This is a genomic window from Roseateles sp. P5_E1, assembly GCF_054049335.1.
The window spans coordinates 186,408-204,694 of record NZ_JBFUMN010000005.1 but is presented as its reverse complement, the minus strand read 5'-3'; the positions used below and the strand labels follow the sequence as shown (position 1 = coordinate 204,694).

Genomic DNA, 18,287 nt, shown 5'->3' with positions numbered 1-18,287 from the left:
CGAAAAACGCGCAAGCTGGTGGTGGCCAGCAAACTGCGAGCAAAACAGGCCGGTTAAGCTGATCTGTTTCCTGAGTCAATCCCCATTACTTTCAGCAGGCTTGCATGCGCGCGACCTCTCCTGTGATTCTTTGTGGCCTGGTGCTGGCCGTTCTGGCGGGCTGTGGGCGCAAGGACGATGCAGGCGGCGCGTCGGCCCCGGCGGGGGCGGCGAGTGCGCCGCCGGCGCAGAACGTCGGTGTCGTCAAGGTCAGGCAGGCCGACGTGCCGATCACCGTGGAGGCCAGCGGCACCGTCACCGCGCTGCAGAGCGTGGACCTGCGTGCGCAGACGAGCAGCATCGTCGCCCAGGTCCTCGTCAAGGACGGCCAGAACGTCAGGAAGGGTGACCTGCTGTTCCGCTTCGATGACCGCGGCGACCGCGCCGCGCTGGAGAAGGCACGCGCCCAGCTGGCCCGCGACCGCGCCAGCCTCACCGACCTGGAGCGCCAGCTCAACCGCGCCAAGGAACTGAAGGCGCAGAACTTCATCGCCCAGAACGCGGTGGACACCGCTCAGGCCAACTTCGATGCCGGCCAGGCGTTGATCCGCAGTGACGAGGCCGCGATCCAGGCGACCCAGGTCACGTTGGGCTACAACGAGTTGCGCGCGCCCATCAGCGGGCGCGTCGGCATCGTCAGCGTCTACCCGGGCAGCCTGGTGCAGGCCAATGCGACGGCGCTGCCGCTGGTCAACATCGCGCAGCTGGACCCCATCGCCATCAGCTTCACGGTGCCTGAAACCCAGCTCGGCTCGCTGCTGAGCGCCACGCGCGCCGGCGAGCTGGATGTCGAGGCCTTGCCGCCGCCGGGCTCGGCGCGCGGCGCAACCTCCATCAAGGGCCGCGTCACGGCGGTGGACAACCTCGTCGACAGCGCCACCGGCACGATCAAGGTCAAGGCCGAGTTCGACAACAAGGCCCAGTCGCTTTGGCCGGGCCAGTACCTGCGCGTGCGCGTCACGCTGCGCACGCTCAAGGGCGTGACCGTGGTGCCGCAGGCCGCCATCATCATGCGCGGCAACGAGCGCTCGGTCTACGTCGTGGCGCCCGACAACACCGCCAAGCTGGTGCCCGTGCAGCTGCGTCAGGCCATGGGCGAGCAGGCGGTGGTGGAGGGCCTGGACGCGACGGCCCAGGTCGTCATGGAAGGCAAGCAGAACCTGCGGCCGGGCACGCCACTGCGCATTCAAGCCAGCGGCGGAGCGGGCGCCGCATCGGCCCCAGCGTCTGCCGCTTCGGGCGCTGACAAATGAGGCTCACCGAGCTGTTCATCCGGCGGCCGGTCATGACCGTGCTGCTGAACCTGTCGCTCGTCATCGCCGGCCTGGCCGCCTGGAGCCGCATCCCGGTCGCGGCGCTGCCGTCCTACAACACGCCCATCATCAACGTCGGCGCGTCGCTGCCGGGCGCATCGCCCGAGACCATGGCCTCGTCCGTCGCGCTGCCGCTGGAGAAGCAGTTCTCGACCATCGCCGGCCTGTTGACCATTTCGTCGACCAACACGCTGGGCAACACCTCGCTGACGCTGGAGTTCGACCCCTCCCGCAACATCGACGCCGCCGCCGTGGACGTGCAGGCGGCGCTGTTCCGCTCCCTGCGTGCGCTGCCGGCCGAGATGACCTCGCCGCCCAGCTACCGCAAGGTGAACCCGGCCGATGCGCCGGTGCTGCTGGTGGCGCTGACGTCGCCTTCCATCGACCTGACCGAGCTGAACGACTACGCCGAGAACCTGCTGTCGCCGGGCCTGTCCACCATCGACGGCGTGGCCCAGGTGTCCATCTTTGGCCAGAAGCGCTATGCGGTGCGCATCAAGGTCAAGACGGACCTGCTCAACCAGCGCAACATCACGTTGGACGAGCTGCAGACGGCGGTGCGCGCCGCCAATGCCAACACGCCGGTCGGCGTGCTGGACGGCTCGCGCCAGACACTGACCATCCAGGCCAACCGCCAGCTGCGCAACGCCGCCGAGTTCGGCCGCACCGTCGTCGCCTCGCGCAACGGCGCGCCGGTGCTGCTGCGCGACGTGGCCGACGTGCAGGACAGCGTCGAAACCAGCAAGACCTACTCCACCTACCAGGGCGAGCGCTCCATCGTGCTGGCCATCCAGCGCCAGCCCGACGCCAACACCGTGCAGGTGGTGGACAAGGTCAAGGCCCTGCTGCCGCGCTTCGCGTCGCAGATGCCAGCGTCGATCCAGATGAGCACGCTGAACGACCGATCGGTATCCATCCGCGAGTCGCTGCACGATGTCTACGTGACGCTGGCGCTGACGGTCGGCCTCGTCGTGCTGGTGATCTTCATCTTCCTGCGCCGTGCCGTGGCCACGCTGATCCCGACGGCCTCGCTGCCGATCTCGCTGATCGGTGCGCTCACGCTGCTGTTCGCACTCGGCTACTCGCTCGACAACATCTCGCTGCTCGGCATCACGCTGGCCGTGGGCCTGGTGGTGGACGACGCCATCGTCATGCTGGAGAACATCGTCCGCCACGTCGAGGACGGCATGAAGCCCTTCGACGCGGCCGTGCGCGGCGCGCGCGAGATGGCCTTCACCATCCTGTCGATCTCGGTGTCGCTGGTGGCCGTGCTGATTCCGATCTTCTTCATGCCGGGCGTCATCGGCCTGCTGTTCCACGAGTTCGCCGTCGTCGTCGGCCTGGCCATTCTTGTGTCGGCCGTCGTGTCGTTGACGCTGGTGCCCATGCTGTGCAGCCGGTTGTTGAAGGCCGATGAGCACCACGAGGACGGCCCGATGGGGCGCCTGTTCGAGCGCGGCTTCACATGGACGCTGGACACCTACACGCGCACGCTGGACCTGGCCCTGCGCCACCGCGTCTGGGTGCTGGGCGTGGCCCTGCTGAGCTTCGTTGCGACGATCTGGTTCTACGCAACCATCCCCAAGGGCTTTTTCCCCGAGGAGGATATCGGCCAGATACAGGCCAGCACCGAGTCTGCCGAGGACACATCCTTCGCCGCGATGACCCTGCTGCAGGAGCGCGTGGCCGCCATCGTGCGCAACGATCCCAACGTTTTCGCCCTGAGTTCGGCCGTCGGCGGTGGGCCCTCGGGCAGCGCCACCAATACCGGCCGCATGTTCATCAACCTGAAGGCCCGCAATAGCCGCGAGTCCATGCCCAAGGTGCTGGAAGGCCTGCGCAAGAAGCTGCGCGCGGTGCCCGGCATCCAGGTCTATCTGCGCCCGGTGCAGAACCTGCAGCTCGGCGGCCGCCAGAGCAAGAGCCGCTACCAGTACACGCTGCAGTCGGTATCCACCGGCGAACTCAACACCTGGGCAACCCGGCTGCAGGAGAAGCTGCGCGGCGATGAGCGCTTCCGCGACATCACCAGCGACTCGCAAATGCGCGGCCTGCAGGCCAGCCTTGTCATCGACCGCGAGCGCGCCGCCATCCTGGGCGTGCAGATGCAGGACTTGCGCAATGCGCTGTACGGCGCCTTCGGCGAGCGCCAGGTGTCCAGCATCTATGCCGAGAGCAACACCTACCAGGTCATCATGGAAGCCGGCGAGGACGACCGCAGCAGCGAAGCCGCTTTCGACAAGATCTACCTGCGCGGCAAGAACGGCGCGCAGGTGCCGCTGACGGCCTTCGCCACCGTGCAGCGCACGCTCGGGCCCACGGCCGTCAACCACCAGGGCCAGCTGCAGGCCGTCACGATCAGCTTCAATCTCGCACCCAACGTGCCGCTGGGCGACGCCACCAAGCAGATTGACGCCTTCACGCGCGACATCAAGCTACCACCCAGCGTCATCACCAGCTACGGCGGCGATGCGGCCGTGTTCCAGGATTCGCAGGGCGGCCAGCTGCTGCTGATCGGGCTGGCAGTGGCCGTGATCTACGTGCTGCTGGGCGTGCTCTACGAGAGCTACATCCACCCATTGACCATCCTGGCCGGCCTGCCGTCGGCGGCGGTGGGCGCGCTGATCACGCTGCAGCTGTTCGGCATGGAGCTGACCATCATCGCCACCATCGGCATCGTCATGCTGATCGGCATCGTCAAGAAGAACGCGATCATGATGATCGACTTCGCGCTGGACGTGCAGCGCAGCCAGGGGCTCAAGCCGGCCGAGGCGATCCGCCAGGCCGCGATCCTGCGCTTTCGGCCCATCATGATGACGACGCTGGCGGCGCTGATGGGCGCGCTGCCCATTGCGCTCGGCCTGGGCGCGGGGGCCGAGCTGCGCCAGCCGCTGGGCCTGGCCGTGGTGGGCGGCCTGATCCTGTCGCAGGCGGTGACGCTCTACATCACGCCCGTGATCTACCTGGCGCTGGACCGCTTCAGCGGCACCGGGCCGGACGTGCGCGAAGTGGCGGACTTCGCCAGCAAGGCAGCCTGATCAGCTCAGTTTCAGGCGGCCTTCGCGGCTCTCGGTGAGCAGCCGCTGGGCCGCGCGCTCCAGCATGCCGATGACGGCGTCAAAGCCTGCGACCGGGCCGAAATAGGGGTCGGGGATGTCCTGGCCGGCCAGCTCGGGCACGAAGTCGGTCAGCAGCAGGATCTTGGCGTGGTGCTCGGGCGCTGCCTTGGTGCGCAGCGCGTCGACATGCTCAGCCTCCATGGCCAGCACGAGGTCGTATTGGCCGAGCTGCTCAGGCTCGACGCGGCGCGAGCGCCATTTGCGGTCGAGGCTGTAGTTGTGCCGGCCCAGTGCCGCTGCGGCGCGGGCGTCCACCGGGCCGCCGCGCGGGTCAGCGTGCACGCCGGCCGAGGCAATGGTCTTGAACACGTTGCCGAGCTTGGCCCTGAAGATGGCCTCGGCCATCGGTGAGCGGCAGATGTTGGCGGTGCAGACGAGCAGGATGGCGGCCATGTCAGTTACTCAGTTGCGCGGGACGAGCGCCGGGCCGCTCCCAAGCCGGCCCGCAATGGTGATGTGCTTGCCGGTCGAACCGGCAAGCATCGCCGTCCCCGCGGGGGACCGGCCAAGGTAATCCTTGGACGAGGGGCTCACGATCTCGCAAGTTCCGTGCGCATCGCGTCGATGACGGCCTTGTAGTCGGGCTTGCCGAAGATGGCCGAGCCGGCGACGAAGGTGTCGGCGCCCGCCGCGGCGATCTCGCGGATGTTGTCGACCTTGACGCCGCCGTCGATCTCCAGGCGGATGTCCCGGCCGCTGGCGCTGATGATCTCGCGCGCCTTCTTCAGTTTTTGCAGTGCCGACGGGATGAAGCTCTGGCCGCCAAAGCCGGGGTTGACGCTCATCAGCAGGATCACATCGACCTTGTCGATGACCCACTCCAGCACGTCCAGCGGCGTGCCCGGGTTGAACACCAGGCCGGCCTGCTTGCCCTCGGCCTTGATGAGCTGCAGCGTGCGGTCCACATGGGCGCTGGCCTCGGGGTGGAAGGTCACCACGTCGGCGCCGGCGCGGCAGAAGGCCTGCGCCAAGCTGTCGACCGGTTGCACCATCAGGTGCACATCGATGACGGCCGGCGTGCCGTCGGGCTTCACGGCATGCTTGCGCAGCGCCTCGCACACCATCGGTCCGAAGGTCAGGTTGGGCACGTAATGGTTGTCCATCACGTCGAAGTGGATCCAGTCGGCGCCGGCGGCGAGCACGTTCTTCACTTCGTCGCCCAGGCGGGCGAAGTCGGCGGACAGCAGGCTGGGGGCGATGCGGTATTGCGGTGCGGCGGGCATAGCGGGTGATTCTAGGCAGCCCGCTTGCCCCGCTTCAGCGGCCAGGCCGCTTGAAGCTGTCGCGCGCCTGCTGTGCCTCGGCCCAGTGGTGGCAGCCGGGCTGGTGGTCGTTGATCAGGCCCATGGCCTGGATCAGCGCATGCATGGTGGTCGGGCCGACGAATTTCCAGCCGCGCTTCTTCAGGTCCTTGGACAGGGCTTCGGAGGGCGCTGAGGTGGCCAGGTTGTGAGCCACCGAGTTCTTGGGCGGCTCGAAGCGCCACAGATAGGCGGCCAGCGAGCCTTCTGCAGCCACCAGCTCCACGCAGCGCCCGGCGTTGTGGATGGCCGCCTCGATCTTGCCGCGGTGGCGCACGATGCCGGCGTCGGCTAGCAGGCGGTTCACGTCCTTCTCGCCAAACTTGGCGACCTGGTTGTAGTCGAAACCCGCAAAGGCGGCGCGAAAGGCCTCGCGCTTGTTCAGGATGGTTCGCCACGACAGGCCGCTCTGGAAGCCCTCCAGGCACAGCTTCTCGAACAGGCGGAAGTCGTCGGCCACGGGCTGGCCCCATTCCTCGTCGTGATAGCGCAGATAGGTCTCGTCGCCGGGCGCGGCGGCGCACCAGGCGCAGCGTGGGCGGCCATCAGGGGGCAGGAAGAGGGGTTTCATCGGTATTTGTCAGCGAGTTGGCGCAGCGTGCCATCCTTCTCCAGCTTGCGCAGCGCCTGGGTCAGGCGTTCCTCATGGGCGGCCGGCAGGTCGGCGCGCAGCGCGAGGAACTGCGGCTCCTCCTGGAAGACGGTGCGGCCGAACCTGAGCTTGTCGCCCAGCTTGCTCTGTGCCACATGGCGCTGCAGGTTGATGTCCTGGCCGTAGATGGCGTCGGCGCGGCCCATGACCAGCATCTGCAGGGCCTCGCGCTCGGAGCTCACCTCGGCGACAGCCACATTGGCCGCCACCAGCCGGCGCGCCAGCGCCGTGCCACGCATGACCAGCACCGGCTTGCGGCGGCTCAAGGCGGCCAGTTGGGCCAGGGAATCGGGGTTGCGCGGGTCGTCGGCGCGCTGCACGACCACGTGGCGGACGATATACAGCGCCACCGGCGCATAACGCCATTGTTTCTCGCGCTCGGGCGACTTCAGCAGGCAGAAGAAGGCATCAATGAGGCCGTCGGCCAGCAGGCGTTCCACACGCTTGAGCGGCACCTGCTGGTCCAGGCCCGTGAAGTGCAGGCCTGCGTCCTGCCGCTCGATGGCGCGCAGGATTTCCAGGCAGAGCCCGGGTTTGAGCGGGCCACCATCGGGGTCGTACTTCACTGTCGAGCTGGCCTGCTGGACCGTGCGCAGCGTCAGCTCCTGGGCCGGCGCCGCCAGGCTCAGCAGCGCAGTCAACAACCAGAGCCAGCGCAGCACTTAGGATCACACACCCCGAAGAACATGCGGCGAGCATAGCCCCCGAGACGGACAATCACCCGATGGCCAACCCCCGTTTCAGTTGCAGCGTCACCGTGCAGACCCTGCCCGAGCAGACTCATCTCGAGCAAAGCCTGTACGCCTTCAGCTACACGATCACGATCGAGAACACCGGCGATGTGCTTTCCCAGCTCATTGGCAGGCACTGGGAGATCACGGACGCGCGTGGCCAGATGCAGGTCGTCGACGGCCTGGCCGTCGTCGGCCACCAGCCCGTGCTCGCCCCAGGCCAGAGCTTCCAGTACAGCTCCTGGGCCCAGATCGGCACCCCCCAGGGCACGATGCGCGGGCGTTTCCTGTGCGTGACCGAGGGCTGCGAGATCTTCCACACCGAGGTCGACGAATTCCTGCTCGCCGACAGCGCTTCTCTGCATTGACCTGGGATCTCACAGCTCTCCTGAACGCGGCCGACCCGCAGGCCGCGCTCGCCGAGCGCAATCTGTGGCTGGTGCGCCTGCTGGAATGGCTGCGGCACGCGCCACGTGAAGAGGCCTCATCGGGCACGCCGCTGCCCATCGTGCGCCTGAAGCACCTGCTCAATGTGCTGGAGCGCCACCCCGAGCACGCCTGGGCGTTTGCCAATGTCATCGGCGGCGTCTGGAACGACGTCGATGCGGTGGCGCTTTTCGCCGAAGTGGGCTTCGCGCCGCGCATGGCGCTGTGGCATGAATTTCTGGGCCGGCTGCGCCGCCGCCTGTTGCCGGCCACGACCGACACGCGCGACCTCGCGGCACTGTTCGAGCTGCTCTTTCCCGACGAGGCCGACGAGGACTGGATCGCCGCCATCGACGATGAGCTGCTGGCGCGATTGGGCCTGCTGTTTGCCGCCACGCCCGACGACGGCTGGCGCATCGAGGCCAACGCCGCGATCACCGTGCTGGTCAGCAGCGTGCATGCCGCCGGCCTGGCCGGCCCGCTGCGGGTGCGCATGGATGCGGAGTTGGTGCAGGACAAGCCCTTCCACCAGCTGCCCGCCGCCTGGGCGGCCGTCGAGCGCGCGCTGGCCGGCGCCGATGACGATGCGGCCGCACTGGGGTCGGCCATGCAATACCTGCACGCGTTGCTGGACCGCTGCCGCGCTGCTGCGCTGACGGTGCCCGAGCATCTGGAAGTGCATGGCGTGTCGGTGGATCTGATGTTCTCCGTCGAGCAGCTCACCGCGCGGCTGGACCGCATCGATGCGCTGCTGGCCTGCCTGCTGTCCCACGAACCCCAGCGCGAGCTGCTGCGCCTGGTGTCGGGCCTGGTGCGCGTCGTGCACGAGCGGCGCAGCCTGCGCACGCTGTTCGCGCGCCACTACTCGCTGATGGCGCGCAAGGTGGCCGAGCGCAGCGCCGAGACGGGCGAGCACTACATCACCCGCAGCCGCGAGGAATACCGCGACATGCTGCGTCGCGCGGCCGGTGGCGGCGCTGTTTTGGCCGGCACCACCTTCCTGAAGTTCGGCATCGCCCTGCTCGGCTTCACGGCCTTCTGGGGCGGCTTCTGGGCCGGTGTGAACTACGCGCTGTGCTTCGTCCTCATCCACCTGCTGCACTGGACGGTGGCCACCAAGCAGCCGGCGATGACGGCCCCGGCCATGGCCGACAAGCTGTTGCACATCGACCGCGACGACGCCATCGTCGGTTTCGTCGACGAAGTGACCCATCTCGTGCGTTCACAAGTGGCCGGCATCATCGGCAACCTCACCGTCGTGGCGCCGCTGGTGCTGGCGGTGCAGGGCCTGTGCTGGCTGGCCTTCGGTGCGCCGCTGGTGGGCGTGCGGGATGCCGAATACGTGCTGCATTCGCTGAGCCTGTTCGGCCCTTCGCTGCTGTTTGCCGCCTTCACCGGCACGCTGCTGTTCGCGTCCAGCATGATCGCCGGCTGGGTGGAGAACTGGTTCGTCTTCCACCGCCTGGACAGCGCCATCGCGTGGAACCCGCGCATCGTCGCGACGCTGGGTCAGACGCGCGCGCAGCGCTGGTCGCACTGGTGGCGGGCCAACATCTCCGGCCTGACGGCCAACATCAGCCTGGGCCTGATGCTGGGCCTGGCGCCGGCGCTGTTCGGCTTCGTCGGCCTGGGCCTGGAGGTGCGCCACGTGACGTTGTCCACCGGCCAGCTCGCCGCCGCCGTGGGGGCGCTCGGTGTCGGCGTCATGACGACCTGGGCCTTCTGGTCCTGCGTGCTTTGCATTGCCGGCATCGGCATRCTCAATGTCGGCGTCAGCTTCTTCTGCGCCTTCAAGGTGGCGATGCGCTCGCGCGGTGTGCGCCTGGCCGACCGCAAACGCGTCTACGCGGCTATCCGCGCGCGGCTGCGACGCCAGCCCTTGAGCTTCCTGATCGCGAGGAGTTAGTCCTCGCGCCGCTCGCCCTTCTTGCGGCCCGAGAACATGGTCCACCAGATGATGAAGACGAAGATCAGCAGCGCGCCGAGGGCTTCGAGGGCGAGTAACAGCATGGTTTGGTGCGCGCGGTTGGGGCTGGCCGCCATTCTAGGAAGCCTTGCCGCCTGCTCCTCGCCACCCCTGCAGCCGCCCGAGCCGGCGCCGGCCGTGCCGGCCGCGCTGCGGCCCGCGCCGCAGCGCTGGGTCGCCGCCGACTGGAAGGATCTGCCTGGTTGGGGGAGCGATGACCTGCTGGCCGCCTGGCCGGCCCTGCTGGCCAGCTGCCAGCGCCCCGCGCCGGGCTGGGCCGAGTTCTGTGCCCGCGCCGCGCTGCAGGCGCCCGCCGACCCGCTGGAGGCCACGCTGTTCCTGATGAAGCATCTGCGCCCCTGGCGGCTGCAGGGCGAAGGCGGTGAGGCCGCCGGGCTGCTGACGGGCTATTTCGAGCCCCAGCTCGCGGCCAGCCGCACGCGCCAGGGTGCCTTCCAGTGGGCGCTGCATGCGCTGCCCGCCGATGCCGCGCTGCGTCGCACGCCGCGCCGCGACATCGACACCCATCCGCGCTTCACGGCGCTGGAGCTGGCCTATGTCGACGACCCTTTTGCGCTGCTGCAAATCCAGATCCAGGGCTCGGGCCGTCTCGTCGTGCGTGATGCGGCTGGCGCCGAGCGCATCAGCCGCGTCGCCTACGCGGGCCACAACGATCAGCCCTTCCAGTCTGTCGCGCGCGCGCTGCTGGACCGTGGCGAGGTGGGCGACGCGACGCCACGAACCCTGAGCGACTGGGCGCGCCGCAACCCGGCCAAGGTGCGCGAGGCCCTGGCCGTCAACCCGCGCGTCGTCTACTTCCGCGAGGAGCCCCTGCCCGATGTGAACCAGGGCCCGCGCGGCGCCCAAGGCGTGCCGCTGACGCCGGGCCGTTCCGTCGCCATCGACCGCAGCTACATCGCGCTGGGCACGCCGCTGTGGCTGGACAGCACCGCGCCGCTGTCGACGACACCGCTGCGTCGCCTCGTGCTGGCCCAGGACACCGGCAGCGCCATCCAGGGCGCCGTGCGCGCCGACCTGTTCTGGGGCTGGGGTGAAGAGGCCGCGCTGCAGGCCGGCCGCACCAAGCAGGCGCTGCGGATGTGGGCGCTGTGGCCCGAGGGTTCCAGCCCTACTCCGAAACCTTGACGCCCTTCCAGAAGGCGTAGCGGCCCTTGATCTCGGCTGCGGCGGGCAGCGGGTCGGCGTAGTACCAGACCGCATCCGGGTTCATCTCGCCGTTGACGAACAGGCTCAGGTACTGCGCCTGGCCCTTCCAGGGGCAGCCGCTGCGGTGGTTGGAGAAGGTCGTGTATTCCTTCTTCAGCGCTTCGGCCGGAAAGTAGTGGTTGCCTTCGACGACCACCGTATCGTCGCTCTCGGCGATGGTTACGCCGTTCCACACTGCCTTCATCGTCTGCTCCGGGAGAATTGAGGGATGAGACGCTACCACTCCCACCTCGGCCGCGACATCGTCATCACCGGCGGCAGCGCCCGGGATCTCGACCCCGGCCAGTTCGGCGTGCTCGCCATCGACGGCGGCGCGGGCGGCTGGTCGGTCGTGCACAAGGGGCCGGAGGGCGACGTGGACGAGCTCAACAACGAGATGCACTTCGAGACGTGGGAGGAGGCGCTGGCGTTTGTGAAGGAGTTGATCGGGATGATGACCGCACCATGAACTCTCCCGCTGCCCCGCTCACCCTCTATGGGGCTGCTGCCTCGGGGTCTGTGGCTGTCGAAGCCGCGCTGACGCTGCTGGGCCTGCCTTACCAACTGATCGAAGGCGCCACCTGGGCCGAGGCCGCCGCGCGTGATCGCGTCGCGCCAACCAACCCGATGCGCCAGATCCCGACGCTGGTGCTGTCGGATGGCGAGGTCATGACCGAGAGCGCGGCTATCCTGATCTATCTCGCTGACCTGCATCCCGAGGCGCGGCTGGCGCCGACGCCGAACGATCCGCTGCGTCGGCAGTTTCTGCGCTGGATGCTCTATGTGTCGTCGGCGATCTATTCGCTGCACTGGATCAAGCCGGACGTGAAGCGCATTGGCGCGCCCGACAGCGCTCGCGACGCCGTGGTCGATGCCGTGCATGAACGCATCGCCTTCTGCTGGGCCCATATGGACGCGCAGCTGACGCCGGGGCGCTGGCTGCTGGGTGATGACCTGACGGTGCTCGATCTGTATGTCGCCGTCATCTCGCGCTTCGGGCCTTGGCGGGAGCGGTTCTACGCAGCAGCCCCGCGGATGGCAGACGTGATGCGGCAGGTGGATGAGGAGCCGCGGCTGGCAGCATTGTGGCGCGAGCGATTTCCCCAGGACTGAGTGTTAGGAGACATTAGTGCAAGACCGTCACGGGAATCTTGTGAGCATTGGGGACCTTGTTCGAGTCCTTGAGATCGCGCCGGAAGTTCTTGATTCGCTCGCCGACGACGAGCGGCCGCACATTCAAGCGATGCTTCACAGGGAGTACGAGATTGACGACCTTCCTGAAGAGGGGAAGGTCAGTGTGTCAATCTGGTGGGAAGAAGGTGAAGGCCTGACAGCGCATGGAGGCCTGTACCTGCTGTCGCACGAGTTTGAGTTGGTGCATAAGGCGCCGGAGGCGCGATGACTCAAACCTGCCCGCCCGCCTTCGCCCCCTTGCCCTGCAACACCGGCGCATCCGGCATGCCCAGCAGATCCGCCGCCAGCGCCTCGGCCACCTCGATGCCGTCGACGCCCGCGCTCATGATGCCGCCCGCATACCCTGCCCCCTCGCCGGCCGGAAACAGCCCGCGCACATTGACGCTTTGGTAGTCCCGCCCACGGTTGATGCGCAGCGGGGATGAGGTGCGCGTCTCCACGCCCGTCAGCACCGCATCCGGCCGGTCGAAGCCGCGGATCTGGCGCGCAAACGCAGGCAAGGCCTCGCGGATCGCCTCTAGCGCATACGACGGCAGCGAGCCGCGGCCCTTTTGCTGCAGGTCGGTCAACGTCACGCCCGGCTTGTAGCTCGGTGCCACGTCACCGAATTCCTTGCTGACCTGCCGCTTGACGAAGTCCCCCACCAGCGAGCCCGGCGCCAGGTAGCCGCCGCCGCCCAGCTCATAGGCGCGGCTTTCCCAGATGCGTTGGAAGGCCATGCCGTCCAGCGGGTTCACGGGGCTGCCGTCGCGCTTGCCGTCCTGGCGGTAGTCCTCGGGCGTGAGCCCCACGACGATGCCGGCATTGGCATTGCGCTCGTTGCGCGAGTACTGACTCATGCCGTTGGTGACGACGCGGTCGGGCTCGCTGGTGGCAGCCACCACGGTGCCGCCGGGGCACATGCAGAAGCTGTAGACCGAGCGGCCGTTCTTGGCGTGGTGCACGAGCTTGTAGTCGGCCGCGCCGAGGATCTCGTTACCGGCGTGGACACCGAAGCGGGCCGCGTCGACCAGGCTTTGCGGATGTTCGATGCGGTAGCCGATGGAAAAGGGCTTGGCTTCCATCTGCACGCCGCGGGCATGCAGCATCTGGAAGGTGTCGCGGGCGCTGTGGCCGAGCGCGATGACGACGTGGGTGGTGGCAATCTGCTCGCCGGATTCGAGCTGCACGCCACGCACCGTGCCGTTCTCGATCAGCAGATCGGTCATCTTCTGCTGGAAGCGGATCTCGCCGCCCAGCGCCTCGATGTCGGCCCGCATCTTGATGATCATGCTGACCAGGCGGAAGGTGCCGATGTGSGGCTTGCTGACGWACRSGATCTCKTCSGGCGCGCCGGCCTTGACGAACTCGGTCAGCACCTTGCGCGTCAGGTGGCGCGGGTCGGAGATCTGGCTGTAGAGCTTGCCGTCGGAGAAGGTGCCGGCGCCGCCCTCGCCGAACTGCACGTTGCTCTCGGGGTGGAGCTTCTGTTCGCGCCACAGGCCCCAGGTGTCYTGSGTGCGCTCGCGYACGGCCTTGCCGCGCTCCAGCACGATGGGGCGCAGGCCCATCTGGGCCAGGATCAGCGCGGCGAACAGGCCGCAGGGGCCGAAGCCGACGACGACGGGCCGCGGGCCCGTGAAATCGCCGCGTTGAGCGAGGAAGTGGTAGCCGGTGTCGGGCGTGGGCCGGATCTGGTGGTCACCGGCAAAGCGCGCCAGCAAGGCGGCTTCGTCGACGCCTTCGGCCAGCGCGCAGTCCAGCGTGTAGACCAGCTGGATGTCGCTGCGCTTGCGCGCGTCATAGCCGCGGCGGAACACCTGGATGGTGGCCAGCTCGGCGTCGGCGAGCTTGAGCCGCGCCAGCACGGCGGGTCGCAACGCGTCTTCGGTATGGCTGAGCGGCAGGCGGAGTTCGGTGATGCGGATCATGGTGGTCAGGATTTAGCCGACAACAAAAACAAACAGGCCCCGCAGGGCCTGTGTGTGAGGAAGATCGTCAGGYGATCAGCCCGTCAATCAACCCGAATGCGGGCGCTTGCCCGGGTTCTTCTTGGAGCGGGTGTGCGAACCGCGCTCCAGGCTGCTCAGCTGGCCCTTGCCGGCGGTGAAGGTCACGCCCTTGGGGGCTTCGGGACGGGGGGTGGCGCGGCGAGCCGCTTCGGTGATGATCTTGTTGCCCATGATGGCTCCGTAAACAAAAGCCCACAGCAGGGGCGAAACGCAAAACAGCGACGAAAGGCGCGGATTTTAGCCTGTTCGGCCTAACCAGGCTTCAAAGTCCGGCAGATCCATCGGCCGGGCCAGCAGATAGCCCTGGATAAGGTCGCAGCCGCAGGCCGTGATGCAGTCCAGTTCGGCGGCGTTTTCCACCCCTTCGGCGGTCACCTTGAGGCCCAGGCCCTGGCCAACGCCGACGATGGATTTCAGCAGGGCCTGGCGGCGCGGGTCGCCGTCCACGTCCTGCACGAAGCTGCGGTCGATCTTGAGTTCGTCCACCGGCAGGTGCTGCAAATAGGCCAGCGACGACTGCCCGGTGCCGAAGTCGTCGATGGCCAGGCTCACGCCCCAGGCCTTCAGCGCGTTCAGCACGGCGATGGGATCGGTGCCGCTGGACATCAGGCCGGTCTCGGTGACCTCCAGCTGCAGCTGGCCCGGGTCGACGCGGTATTCGGCCAGCAAGGCGGCGAGGCGGGCCGGCAGGGTCTGGTCCTGGATGTCCAGCGTCGAGATGTTGACGGCAATGCTCATGGGCTTGCGGCCCTCGGCCTCCCAGGCTGCCAGGGTGCGCACGGCGCGGGCCAGCATCCAGTCGGTGATCTGGCGGATGCGGCCGCTGCGCTCGGCAAAGGGCACGAAGTCGCCCGGTGGCAGCCAGCCGCGCTGCGGATGCTGCCAGCGCACCAGGGCCTCGGCGCCGGTGATGCGGCCGGTCTTCAGACAGCGCTTGGGCTGCAGGAACTGGCGCAGCTGGTCCTGCTGGATGGCAGTGGCCAGGTCAGACAGCAGGCTCAAGTGCAGGGCGCGCGAGGCCTCGGCGCTGGGGTTGAAGACGGCAACGTCCTGGCGCAGGCGCTTGGCCTCGAACATGGCCTGCTCGGCACGGCGCAGCAGGGCCTCGGTGTCAGCGGCATGCTCCGGCCAATGGGCCACGCCGAGCGACACCGACAGGTCCAGCGACTGGCCCTGCCAGCTGAGCTTGTGCTCGACCTCTTCGCGCAACTGGGCGGCCAGCGCGTTGGCATGGTCCAGCCGTGCCACGGGGGCGAGGGCCGCGAAGGTGCCGCCGGCCAGGCGCCCGTAGGCGGCGACGCCTTCGAACAGGCCCTCCAGCTTGGCTGCCGCACCGCGCAGCAACGCGTCGCCCGCGTCAAAGCCCAGCACGCTGTTGACCGCCTTGAGCCGGTCGACGTCGATGCAGATCAACACGGCCAGCTGCTCGCGCTCGGGCAGGTTGGCCAGCAGCCGGTCGCCGTCGGCGATGAAGCGGGCGCGCTGGGGCAGGCCGGTCAGCAGGTCGATGTCGGCCAGGCGGCGCAACTCGGCCTCGCGCTCGCCGACGGCCGCGGCCATGGTGTTCATCGCCGCGGCCATGTGGCCGAGCTCGTCGGCCGAGTCCACCTCGATGCGGTGGCCGTATTGGCCCTGCGCGATCAGCTCGGCGCCGTCCTCGGCGCGCTTGAGCGGGATGACGATGGAGCGCGTGACGCCCACCGCCAGCAGCGCCCCGGCGACGAGGGCGCCGATGCACAGGGCCAGCACGCCGGTGCGGTCGACGTCGATCTGGTCGCGCAGCTCACGGGCCTGGGCCGTGCCCGCACGCTCCTCGCTGGCCGCGAGCTGGTGGATGGCGCTGACAAAGAGGGACAGGGCCGATTCGGTGTCACTGCCCAGCAGGGCGCGGGCGGCCTGGAAATCGTCGCGCTCGATGAGGTTGCGCACGTCGACATAGCTGGCGCGGTAGTCGGCCAGGCGCAGGCGCACCTCGGACAGGCGATCGGTGCGGGGCCCCAGTGGCAGCACCATGGCCAAGCGCTGCATGGCGTCGTCGAGCCGATTGTTGGCCGACGCGATCTCGGGGTAGGCCGACACGCGCAGCTCGGCGTCGGGGCTCATCAGCACCAGCAGCTTGCGGGCGACGGCCTCGGCATTGCGGTTGATCTCGTTGACCGAGTCGCGGATGACGGCCTGGTCGTCGACGATGCGGTTCAGCGCATCCGACAGCCCCGTGAGGCGATAAACCGACAGGGCGGCGAGGCCCATCAGCAGCAGCAGCAGCAGACCGAAGGCCAGGCCCAGGCGGGTGCGTATGCGCAGCCGCCGCGACAGCCGGCTCAGGGGCCTGTCGAGGCTGCTCATGGGGCCGACGGCATCTCAGGCGTCATGCAGCGCTCCAGCGCGTCAGCAGCAGCCGCGCGGTGGCCACGTTGGTGGCGCAGGGCACGTCGTGCACATCGCAGGCGCGCACCAGGGCGTTGATGTCGGGCTCGTGCGGCTGGGGCGTCATCGGGTCGCGCAGGAAGATGACGCCGTCCAGGTCGCCCACCGCCAGCCGCGCGCCGATCTGCAGGTCACCGCCCATCGGGCCGCTGAGCACGCGCTCGATGGTCAGGCCATGGGCTGCGTTCAGCCGGGTGCCCGTGGTGCCGGTGGCCATCAGCTGGCAGCGGCGCAGCAGCGGCAGGAAGTCGGCGACCAGGGAGATCATGGCGTCCTTTTTGCCATCGTGGGCGATCAAGGCAAGCTTCATGGTCGGAAAGGCGGGGAGTTCTGCAAAGGATTGACGTTACACGCAAGACGTGACCATAAACGCGCAAGACTTGGCACATTGCCATTCTGGCCGCAGCTGTTACTCAACGTACCTGCCGCCGGCCTRCTGCCATGGTCTGGCAGCGGGGCTCGGCAGCATCGCCAATCTATCCCGCCAACCCCGCAAAAGACACCATGAACTTCCGCCAGCTCCACCAGGGCCCCGGGCTCCTGAAGATCGCCAACGTCTGGGACGCCGGCAGCGCCGTCCTGGTCCAGGCCTTGGGCGTGCCGGCCCTGGCCACGACCAGCGCCGGCCTGGCCTGGGCCCTGGGCTACCCGGATGGCAACCACCTGCCGGTCGACGAGCATGCCGCGGCACTGCGCCGCATCGCCCGCGTCGCCCGCGTGCCGCTGTCGGCTGACAGCGAGGCCGGCTACAGCGACGACCCRGCGGTGGTGGCCGACAACATCCTGAAGTTCGCCGAAGCCGGTGCCGCCGGCATCAACATCGAGGACGGTGCCGGAGCGCCCGCCCTGCTGTGCCGCAAGATCGAGGCCATCAAGGCCGCCGCGGCGCGGGCCGGTGTCGATATCTTCATCAATGCGCGTTGCGATGTCTGGCTGAAGAACCTGGCGCCCGGCCGGGCGGTCGAGGAGGTGCTGCTGCGGGCGCGCGACTATGCGGCGGCCGGCGCCGACGGCCTGTTTGCCCCTGGCGTGACGGCCGTGGCCGACATCGAGGCCCTGGTGGGCGGCCAGCCCCTGCCGTTGAACGTGATGGCGCGGCCGGTGCTGCCGGGCCTTGACGAACTCCAGCGCCTGGGTGTGCGCCGCATCTCGGCCGGCAGCGCCATCGCCGAGGCGGCCTGGGGCCGGGCGCAGCGTGCGGCGACGGGCTTCCTTGAGCATGGTGCTGGCACTGAGCTGTTCGACGGCGCCGCGCCCTATCCGCAGATCAATGGCGCCCTGGCTTCGGCTCAAGGCTGAAGCGACACCCGCAGCTGCAGTTCACGCTCCGGCCGGCCGGCAGCATCCGCGCTGCTCAAGGTGCCCTTGGGAGCGGGGGATGCCGCACTGCCGCTGCGTGCGACGGTCTGCCAGCGGTCCAGCGCCAGCTGCAGCGTCGACTGGAAGGCGTGGTCGTCCTGGTCGATGTCGAACTCGACCTGCACCGGCGCCTTGCCGCCGGGCCAGGTAGGYGTCACGGTGAAGCTCTGCACCGAGCGGCGCTCGGCGCTGCGCGGGCTGGCGTAGACGCGTTGAGGCGTGCGGGTGGTCGGGTCGAGCTCGACGACGGCATCCACCCACTGCAGAGGCTCGCGGGTCGTCAGGCGCAGCATGCCGCGTTGGCCGTTCAGCACGTTCAGGCGCTGGATCTGCTGGGGCGCTGGCGCGGCGGTCGAGGTGACGATGCCGGCGCCGCGCGGCGAGATCGAGCCCGCCGTGCCGACCACGACCGCACCGTCGCGCACGGCGGCCTGTGCGGCGGGCGGCAGGTTGGAATCCACCCAGCGCAGCTCGACGATGAGCTGCACGGCGGGTGGGGCGGCGGTGGCCCAGGGCGCAACCAGGGCCAGCAGGAGCAGGAGGCGGCGCTTCATGCGCCCAGC

At 68.6% G+C, this 18,287-nt stretch carries 19 protein-coding genes; 9 read left to right on the top strand and 10 right to left on the bottom strand.

Annotated features, from left to right (window positions below; genetic code table 11):
• Positions 1-104: 104 nt before the first annotated feature.
• Positions 105-1,292 (top strand): efflux RND transporter periplasmic adaptor subunit, encoded by a 1,188-nt coding sequence (locus tag ACXJKJ_RS08075; protein ID WP_457351256.1) that lies wholly within the window; start codon positions 105-107, stop codon positions 1,290-1,292.
• Positions 1,289-4,390 (top strand): efflux RND transporter permease subunit, encoded by a 3,102-nt coding sequence (locus tag ACXJKJ_RS08070; protein ID WP_457389735.1) that lies wholly within the window; start codon positions 1,289-1,291, stop codon positions 4,388-4,390. Before ACXJKJ_RS08075 ends, ACXJKJ_RS08070 begins: the two co-directional genes overlap by 4 nt.
• Here ACXJKJ_RS08070 and ACXJKJ_RS08065 read toward each other — a convergent pair whose 3' ends face one another.
• From ACXJKJ_RS08065 to ACXJKJ_RS08050, 4 genes are all read right to left on the bottom strand, one after another.
• Positions 4,391-4,864, bottom strand: coding sequence for a low molecular weight protein-tyrosine-phosphatase (locus ACXJKJ_RS08065; RefSeq protein WP_457389734.1), 474 nt, complete (start codon positions 4,862-4,864; stop codon positions 4,391-4,393).
• A 137-nt stretch (positions 4,865-5,001) separates the two neighbouring features.
• Complete coding sequence (gene rpe / locus ACXJKJ_RS08060) at positions 5,002-5,694, bottom strand: ribulose-phosphate 3-epimerase (protein WP_457389733.1); 693 nt, start codon at positions 5,692-5,694, stop codon at positions 5,002-5,004.
• A gap of 34 nt (positions 5,695-5,728) precedes the next feature.
• Positions 5,729-6,343, bottom strand: coding sequence for a DNA-3-methyladenine glycosylase I (locus ACXJKJ_RS08055; protein WP_457389732.1), 615 nt, complete (start codon positions 6,341-6,343; stop codon positions 5,729-5,731).
• Complete coding sequence (locus tag ACXJKJ_RS08050; protein WP_457389731.1) at positions 6,340-7,086, bottom strand: substrate-binding periplasmic protein; 747 nt, start codon at positions 7,084-7,086, stop codon at positions 6,340-6,342. Before ACXJKJ_RS08050 ends, ACXJKJ_RS08055 begins: the two co-directional genes overlap by 4 nt.
• A 62-nt stretch (positions 7,087-7,148) precedes the next feature.
• Here ACXJKJ_RS08050 and apaG point away from each other — a divergent pair, with 62 nt between their 5' ends.
• The 3 genes from apaG to mltA all read left to right on the top strand — a co-directional run bounded on the left by apaG (position 7,149) and on the right by mltA (position 10,693).
• A complete protein-coding gene (apaG, locus tag ACXJKJ_RS08045) occupies positions 7,149-7,523 on the top strand; it encodes a Co2+/Mg2+ efflux protein ApaG (protein WP_056192606.1) in 375 nt (124 codons plus the stop codon).
• Positions 7,520-9,487, top strand: a complete 1,968-nt coding sequence (locus tag ACXJKJ_RS08040; RefSeq protein WP_457389730.1) for a site-specific recombinase — start codon at positions 7,520-7,522, stop codon at positions 9,485-9,487. The genes apaG and ACXJKJ_RS08040 overlap by 4 nt, the downstream gene beginning before the upstream one ends.
• Positions 9,488-9,589: 102 nt before the next feature.
• Positions 9,590-10,693 (top strand): murein transglycosylase A, encoded by a 1,104-nt coding sequence (gene mltA, locus ACXJKJ_RS08035; RefSeq protein ID WP_457389729.1) that lies wholly within the window; start codon positions 9,590-9,592, stop codon positions 10,691-10,693.
• On the opposite strand, the gene ACXJKJ_RS08030 is transcribed toward mltA, so the two are convergent.
• Positions 10,677-10,958, bottom strand: a complete 282-nt coding sequence (locus tag ACXJKJ_RS08030) for a DUF427 domain-containing protein (protein ID WP_056191728.1) — start codon at positions 10,956-10,958, stop codon at positions 10,677-10,679. The two genes, mltA and ACXJKJ_RS08030, sit on opposite strands and share 17 nt — an antisense overlap.
• Positions 10,959-10,982: 24 nt before the next feature.
• Here ACXJKJ_RS08030 and ACXJKJ_RS08025 point away from each other — a divergent pair, with 24 nt between their 5' ends.
• The 3 genes from ACXJKJ_RS08025 to ACXJKJ_RS08015 are packed head-to-tail and all read left to right on the top strand — an operon-like array spanning position 10,983 to position 12,155.
• Entirely contained in the window at positions 10,983-11,222 is a 240-nt protein-coding gene (locus ACXJKJ_RS08025; RefSeq protein ID WP_457389728.1) for a hypothetical protein, read from the top strand.
• Positions 11,219-11,866, top strand: a complete 648-nt coding sequence (locus ACXJKJ_RS08020; RefSeq protein WP_457389727.1) for a glutathione S-transferase family protein — start codon at positions 11,219-11,221, stop codon at positions 11,864-11,866. The genes ACXJKJ_RS08025 and ACXJKJ_RS08020 overlap by 4 nt, the downstream gene beginning before the upstream one ends.
• Before the next feature lie 16 nt (positions 11,867-11,882).
• Positions 11,883-12,155: a hypothetical protein gene (locus ACXJKJ_RS08015; RefSeq protein WP_457389725.1), complete on the top strand. Its 273-nt coding sequence runs from the start codon at positions 11,883-11,885 to the stop codon at positions 12,153-12,155.
• A 1-nt stretch (position 12,156) separates the two neighbouring features.
• On the opposite strand, the gene ACXJKJ_RS08010 is transcribed toward ACXJKJ_RS08015, so the two are convergent.
• The 4 genes from ACXJKJ_RS08010 to ACXJKJ_RS07995 form a co-directional block, all read right to left on the bottom strand.
• Entirely contained in the window at positions 12,157-13,857 is a 1,701-nt protein-coding gene (locus ACXJKJ_RS08010; protein ID WP_457389724.1) for an FAD-dependent protein, read from the bottom strand.
• An 87-nt stretch (positions 13,858-13,944) separates the two neighbouring features.
• Positions 13,945-14,109: a hypothetical protein gene (locus ACXJKJ_RS08005; RefSeq protein WP_200955205.1), complete on the bottom strand. Its 165-nt coding sequence runs from the start codon at positions 14,107-14,109 to the stop codon at positions 13,945-13,947.
• A gap of 66 nt (positions 14,110-14,175) precedes the next feature.
• Complete coding sequence (locus ACXJKJ_RS08000; protein WP_457389723.1) at positions 14,176-16,284, bottom strand: putative bifunctional diguanylate cyclase/phosphodiesterase; 2,109 nt, start codon at positions 16,282-16,284, stop codon at positions 14,176-14,178.
• 22 nt (positions 16,285-16,306) lie between these two features.
• A complete protein-coding gene (locus ACXJKJ_RS07995) occupies positions 16,307-16,675 on the bottom strand; it encodes a methylglyoxal synthase (protein ID WP_457321088.1) in 369 nt (122 codons plus the stop codon).
• A 194-nt stretch (positions 16,676-16,869) separates the two neighbouring features.
• Between ACXJKJ_RS07995 and ACXJKJ_RS07990 the strand changes: the two genes are divergently transcribed.
• Entirely contained in the window at positions 16,870-17,664 is a 795-nt protein-coding gene (locus ACXJKJ_RS07990) for an isocitrate lyase/PEP mutase family protein (protein ID WP_457351233.1), read from the top strand.
• Here ACXJKJ_RS07990 and ACXJKJ_RS07985 read toward each other — a convergent pair.
• The gene (locus ACXJKJ_RS07985; RefSeq protein WP_457389722.1) at positions 17,655-18,278 is read right to left on the bottom strand and encodes a hypothetical protein; all 624 of its coding nucleotides are present in this window, start codon (positions 18,276-18,278) and stop codon (positions 17,655-17,657) included. The two genes, ACXJKJ_RS07990 and ACXJKJ_RS07985, sit on opposite strands and share 10 nt — an antisense overlap.
• Between the last annotated feature and the right edge of the window lie 9 nt (positions 18,279-18,287).